This is a genomic window from Umezawaea sp. (assembly GCF_036375055.1).
In the GTDB taxonomy this organism is placed as follows: Bacteria; Actinomycetota; Actinomycetes; order Mycobacteriales; family Pseudonocardiaceae; genus Umezawaea.
Window position 1 is genome coordinate 21,051 of the sequence record NZ_DASUSQ010000041.1, and the last position, 6,000, is coordinate 27,050.

Consider the following 6,000-nt stretch of genomic DNA (forward strand, 5'->3'; position numbering starts at 1 on the left):
GTCCCGGTCACAGACCCGACGCCGATCGCCGACGGCGGCAGCACCGGGACGACCGTCCACTTCCGCCCGACCACGCCTCTCACCGCCCCAGTGGACCTGGGGACGTGGTCGCACCTCGTCGTCCTCGACAACCGACAGGGCCCCCTCCGGCGAACCGGAGGGGGCCCTGTCAACGATCTGGATCAGTACGAGCGAGCCGGGCGGGGCCGACCTGCACCGGCACCGGCGCCGGCACCCGCGGTGGCGCCACCGCGGTAGCCGCCTTCGCTGCGACCGCCACCGGCGCCGCGCTCACTGCGACCACGACCGCCGCGGAACTCCGAGGTGCGTCCGCCGCCGGAGCCGAACGGGCCCCCACGACGCGGGCCGCCGCGGCGACCGCCGCGCTCGGGGATCACGGGCTCGATGACCGGCTCACCGCTGGGCACGCGAGCGCCCGTGATGCGGATCAGGTCCTCGTTGCCCGGAGTCACGCGGGTGCTCTCCGGACGGATGCCCGCGCGGGCGGTGAGGCCCTGCACGGCGCGCCGCTGGTCGTGCGTGACCATCGTGACGACCACGCCGGACTGGCCCGCGCGCGCCGTGCGACCGGCGCGGTGCAGGTAGTCCTTCGAGTCGGCGGGCGGGTCGACGTGGACCACGAGGCTCACGTCGTCGACGTGGATGCCGCGAGCGGCGACGTCGGTCGCGATCAGCACCGGCGTGGTGCCGTCGCGGAACTCGCCCAGGACCCGCGTGCGGGCGCTCTGCGCCTTGCCGCCGTGCAACGCACCCGCGTGCACGCCGACCGAGCGGAGCTTCTTGGCGAGGCGGTCCACGTGGTGCTTGGTGCGCACGAACATGATCGTGCGCCCCTCGCGGGCCGCCACCTCGGTGATGACGTTCTGCTTGTCATCGGCCGACACGAGCAGCAGGTGGTGCTCCATGGTGGTGACGCTGCCCGTGGGCGGCGCGACCGAGTGGGTCACCGGGTTGTGCAGGTACTGGCGGACCAGCTTGTCCACGTCGCCGTCGAGCGTCGCGGAGAACAGCATGCGCTGGCCGTCCTGCGGGGTCAGGTCGAGGATGGCGCGGACCTGGGGCATGAAGCCCATGTCGGCCATCTGGTCGGCCTCGTCCAACGCGGTGAAGCGCACGTCGGACAGGTCGCAGGTGCCCTGGCGGACGTGGTCCGACAGGCGGCCCGGCGTCGCGATCAGGAGGTCGACACCACGGCGCAGCGCGTCGATCTGACGCGGGAACGACGTGCCGCCGACGACGGTGCGCGCGGACAGGCCGAGCGACCGGGCGAACGGGGTGAGGGCTTCCTCGACCTGCATCGCGAGCTCACGGGTGGGCACCAGGATCAGTGCGCGCGGCATGAGCGGCTTGGCCCGCTGGCCCGCGAGGCGGGACAGCAGCGCCAGACCGAACGCCAGCGTCTTGCCGGAGCCCGTCTGGCCGCGACCGAGCACGTCCCGGCCCGCGAGGGCGTCGGGGAGCGTGGCGGCCTGGATCGGGAAGGGTGCTTCGATGCCCGCGGCGGTCAGCGCGCGGAGCAGCTCATCGGCGAGGCCGAGCTCGGCGAACGTGGGCAGCGGGCCTTCCGGCACGGTGCTCTCGATGTGCTCGGCGACAGTGGAAGGACCGGCCTCAGCGAACTGGGAACGGCCATTGCCCTGGCCAGAGCGACGCGGCCGCGGCTTGCGGAACGACGGACGCTCGGAACGGCCCTGGGACGTGGGTGGCAAAACAAACCTCCGGGACATGGCACGTCTCGGGGATGCTCCGCAGTTGTGCAGCGGGTCGCGGCGCCGATCGCAAGGACGAGCCCGACGCGTGTTTGTCGCGCCGATGGTTGTTAGGAGCACCGATGGCCGACCCGAGGTGGCCACGCGAGCACAGGAAGTTGTGCAGGCATTTGTGCGGTGCGCTGTCCACTCTAGCTGATCATCGGAAGGGCGCGTCGGGGGTAGGGGTCCTACGCCCCGTGTTCTTGCTCATAGGGGGCTCGGGAATTCCCATTTCCGAGCCCCCTACCAGCGTCAATTCAATCCGGCGGCATCAACGAGGGCGACCATCAGCTCGCGCGGGTCGGCCGTTCCGGACGGCAGTCCCCGCGAGGAGAACCAGTGCGAGACGTTGCGCACGTCCCGTTCCAGGATCGACTCGGCCTTCGGGTTCGCCACGAGGTCGACCACCTGGGGCAGGTCGATCATGACGAGCCGCCCGTCGTGGACCATCAGGTTGTACGCCGAGAGGTCGCCGTGCGCGACTCCCTCCGCGGCGAGCATCGTGAGCGTGTCGACGAGCTGCTGCCACAGGTCCGCCAGCTCGTCCGGGTCGGGGCGGCACTGCGCCAGGCGCGGCGCGGCCGTGCCGTCGTCGTCCCCGATGAACTCCAGCAGGAGTTCCGTCCCGCTGCGCTGGACCGGGTAGGGCACCGGGGCGCCCAGCTGCCACAGCCTGCCGAGGGCGCCGAACTCGGCGACCGCCCACTGCTCGGAGATCAGGTTGCGGCCGAACGAGCTGCGGTTGCTCATCGCCCGCATCTCGCGCGACCGCCGCATCCGGCGGCCTTCGAGGTAGCCGGCGTCCCGGTGGAACATCCGGTGGTCGGCGCTGCGGTAGCGCTTGGCGGCCATGAGGCAGCTCGTGCCGGCGCCGCTGCGTTCCACCAGGAACACGTCGGCTTCCTTGCCGGTCTTGAGGATGCCCAGCTCCCGGTCGGCCGCGCCCAGGTCCGTGATCACCCAATCGGGGCGCGGCGTGGGGCCGTGGTCGGCGTCGTCCCAGGTGGACCAGCGGTCGGCACCCTCCGGTTTGTCCGCCTCGCTGAGGGCGTCCTCGCGGAGGCGGACCAGGTTGGCGCGCTCCTCCTCGGTCAGACGGCCGCTGCGGTCGCGGTCGTCGGTGCGCTTCTTGCGCCTGCCCCGACGCATCCTGGTGTCGACGTCGTCGTAGGCGGAATCGAAATCTGCGGTGTCGTACTCGTGCTCGCGCACTGGTGGGGTTCTCCTCTGGAGCCAGGTTGCTTGCACCCCACCTGGACGCGCGAGAGGACTCGCCTGCGCTAGCCGAGGGGGGCGGGTGGACGGGCTGGTGCCACGTCTCGGACAGTCGTCTTCACAGCGGCACCTCCTCGTGTCCACCGGCGGACCTGCTCCACCGGGTAGTGCGCGGCCAGTGTTCCAAGGCCCGTTCGGTCGTCGCAACCGAATTAATCAGGTGAACAGGTCGGCGGTCCGGTCGCCGGTCTTCTCCATCCGCAGACCCGCCGTCCTGGCGACCCTGATGAGGCCGTTGAGGTTCTTCGGCTCCGCGCGCGACGTCGACAGGGCGCGCGCCAGCAGCCCCTTGTGGGCCTTGTTGAAGTGGCTGACCGCCTTGCGCACGCCCGCGGCGTCCTCGCTGACCACGCGGACCGTGACGGCGTGGGGGATCTTCGCGAGCGTGGCGTAGGGGCCGGAGCGGAGGTCCACGACGAAGTCGTCGATCGTGGCCAGCGCCGGTTCCAGCGCGGGCCGCCAGAGCGAGCCGAGCGGGCCGAGCGCCGGGAGCGCGGAACCGCCGGACAGCCGGTACGCCGGGATGGGGTCACCGCCCCTGACCACGCCGAAGAGCGCCGAGGCGACGGCGAGGCGGTGGTGCGCGCGGTCCCGCTCACCCCTCTTCAGGGTCGGGACGTCCAGCGCGTCGTAGAGCACGCCGGTGTAGCGCGACAGCGCGGGCATCGTCGGCGAGCGGTGGAGTTCGGCGTTGCGCGCCACCTCGTCGGCCTGGCGTTCGGAGAGGGCCAGCGCGGCGAGGCTGCCCGGCACGTCCGACGCCAGCTCCACCAGGGCGTTGGCGATCTTCTCCCGGACCGGGTTGAGCTCGGGGCAGATCAGCTCGGCGTGGTCGAGCGGTGCGCCCGAACCGCCGATGGCCTTGGTCTCCGAGGGGGGTAGCAGCACCAGCACGCGTCGAGCGTAGGTCAGGGGCGGCGCTCCCGAACGGGTCGGGGGAGCAGCAGCGGGGTGGCCAGCACCAGGACACCCGCCGCCGCGAGGGCGGTGCGCGGTCCGGTGACGGCCGCCAGCAGCCCCCACAGCGCCGTCGTGGCGGCGGTGGTGGCGTTGCCGCTGATCGACCACGCGGCCAGCGTGCGGGCCACCCGGTCGGGCGGGAGCTGGTCGAGCCGGTAGGTGGCGAACAGCGGGTTGAACACGCCGAAGCAGGTGATCAGGCCCAGCTCGACCCCGATGACCAGCAGCAGCCCGGTCGGACCTGGGTGGACGAACGCCAGGCCCGGTGCCCAGCAGACGCGCAGGACGCCCGCGACGAACAGGACCTCCTGGTGGCCGAACCGACGTGCCAGCGGAGCGGACAGGCGTGAGCCGACGAGGCCCCCGACGCACGGCGCGGCGAACGCCAGGCCGTACTGCCACGGCGCGAAGCCCAGGTCGCGGAGCATCAGGACGGCCAGCAGCGGTGCGGACGCCATGATCAGGCCGTTGACCAGGAGCGTGTTGACGAACAGACCGCGCAGGGTGGGGTGGGTCAGGATCCCGCGCCAGCCCGCGACCAGGTCCCGGTCCCGCTTCGACGCGACCGGACGCGGCTCGGAGCCGCCGACCGCCCTGAGCCCCAGTGCCGACAGCAGGAAGCTGACCGCGTCCGCCACCACCGTCGTCATCGGGCCCAGCAGACCGATCGCGGCACCGCCCAGCGGCGGGCCCAGCGCGGTCGCCGTCCAGGCCGTCGACTCCAGCCGTCCATTCGCGACCAGCAGGTCCTCCGGCCGCACCAGCGACTTCAGGAAGGCGCCGCTCGCCGCCGTGAACGCGATGTTCGCCGCCGCGACGACGACCGCCGTCACCAGGAGCTGGGCGAAGGTGAGGCGGTCCAGCGCGAACGCGATCGGCACACCCGTCAGCGCCGCGAACCTGACCACGTCCATCGCGATCATCACGTGCCGCTTGCGCCGGAACTCCACCCACGGACCCAGCGGCACCGCCACCACCGCGCCCACCGCCAGGCCCGCGGCGGCCAGCACCGACACCTGCGCGGGGCCGACGTGCAGCACGAGGATCGCGATCAGCGGGAACGCGTCGAACGCCAGCCGGGTGCCGAACGCGCTGACCCCGTACGCCGCCCAGAACCACCCGAACCGACTGCCCACCGGGGGATCCTTCGCGGCGGCGCCGCCGTCGGTCAAACAACCGTCCGGACGTTGAGCCACAACGGTTTGTTGTGCGGCTAGGGTCGGTGCCCGTGAACCTCGACGCCGTCCGCACCTTCGTCGCCGCCGTGGACGCAGGCCGGTTCCAGGACGCCGCCGCGGACCTGTCGATCACGCAGCAGGCCGTGTCCAAGCGCGTCGCCGGGTTGGAGGCGGACCTGGGCGTGCGCCTGTTCACCCGCACCGCCCGAGGCGTCAGGCTCACCGTCGACGGCCAGGCGTTCCTGCCGCACGCCCGCCTGCTGCTCCAGGTCTCGGAGCGGGCGGCGGACGCGGTGCGCAGGCGTCCGCTGCGGGTCGACGTGCTCGGCCGCCGCCTGGCTCCGGCTGACCTGCTGCGCGACTTCCACCGCGCGCACCCGTCGGTCGAGCTGGACGTCGTGACCCTGCCCGACGCCGGCACGGCGATCGACGCCGTCCGGTCCGGGGTGGTCGACGCGACGTTCCGCGCGGTGACGGCGCCGCCCGACGACGTGCGCTGCGAACGGGTGCACGACGAGCCCGTCCAGCTGCTGGTCGGTCCGCGCCACGCGTTCGCCGGGGCGGACTCGGTCACCCCGTTCGCCTTGACGGGGCAGCGGATCCGGATGCCCGCGATCGGCACCGGCGAGTGGGTCGCCTACTACGACGACCTCGCGGGTGCGTTCGGGTTCACCATCGACGCGGTGGGGCCGAACTTCGGGATCGAGTCGGTGCTGGACGTGATCGCCGAGTCCGCGGAGGCGGTGACGTTCGTCGGTGAGCAGACCCGACTCCTCTGGCCCGCCGACCTCGACCTGCGCCGGGTCGCGCTGCGG

General features: G+C 72.5%; 5 protein-coding genes. 1 reads left to right on the plus strand and 4 read right to left on the minus strand.

All coding sequences use genetic code 11. The annotated features are described in order from the left end of the window. Positions 1 to 182 precede the first annotated feature (182 nt). The 4 genes from VFZ92_RS12755 to VFZ92_RS12770 all read right to left on the minus strand — a co-directional run bounded on the left by VFZ92_RS12755 (position 183) and on the right by VFZ92_RS12770 (position 5,143). Positions 183 to 1,748, minus strand: coding sequence for a DEAD/DEAH box helicase (locus VFZ92_RS12755; protein WP_330876089.1), 1,566 nt, complete (start codon positions 1,746 to 1,748; stop codon positions 183 to 185). Between the two features lie 276 nt (positions 1,749 to 2,024). Next, complete coding sequence (locus tag VFZ92_RS12760) at positions 2,025 to 2,984, minus strand: serine protein kinase RIO (RefSeq protein ID WP_330876090.1); 960 nt, start codon at positions 2,982 to 2,984, stop codon at positions 2,025 to 2,027. Positions 2,985 to 3,203: 219 nt separating this feature from the next. Beyond that, on the minus strand, positions 3,204 to 3,941 hold the full coding sequence (gene yaaA / locus VFZ92_RS12765; protein WP_330876091.1) for a peroxide stress protein YaaA: 738 nt from the start codon (positions 3,939 to 3,941) through the stop codon (positions 3,204 to 3,206). 14 nt (positions 3,942 to 3,955) lie between these two features. Further along, positions 3,956 to 5,143: an MFS transporter gene (locus VFZ92_RS12770; protein ID WP_330876092.1), complete on the minus strand. Its 1,188-nt coding sequence runs from the start codon at positions 5,141 to 5,143 to the stop codon at positions 3,956 to 3,958. Between the two features lie 92 nt (positions 5,144 to 5,235). On the opposite strand from VFZ92_RS12770, the gene VFZ92_RS12775 reads away from it, so the two are divergent. Next, positions 5,236 to 6,000: LysR family transcriptional regulator (locus VFZ92_RS12775; protein ID WP_330876093.1), on the plus strand; the 765-nt coding region annotated here is incomplete at its 3' end.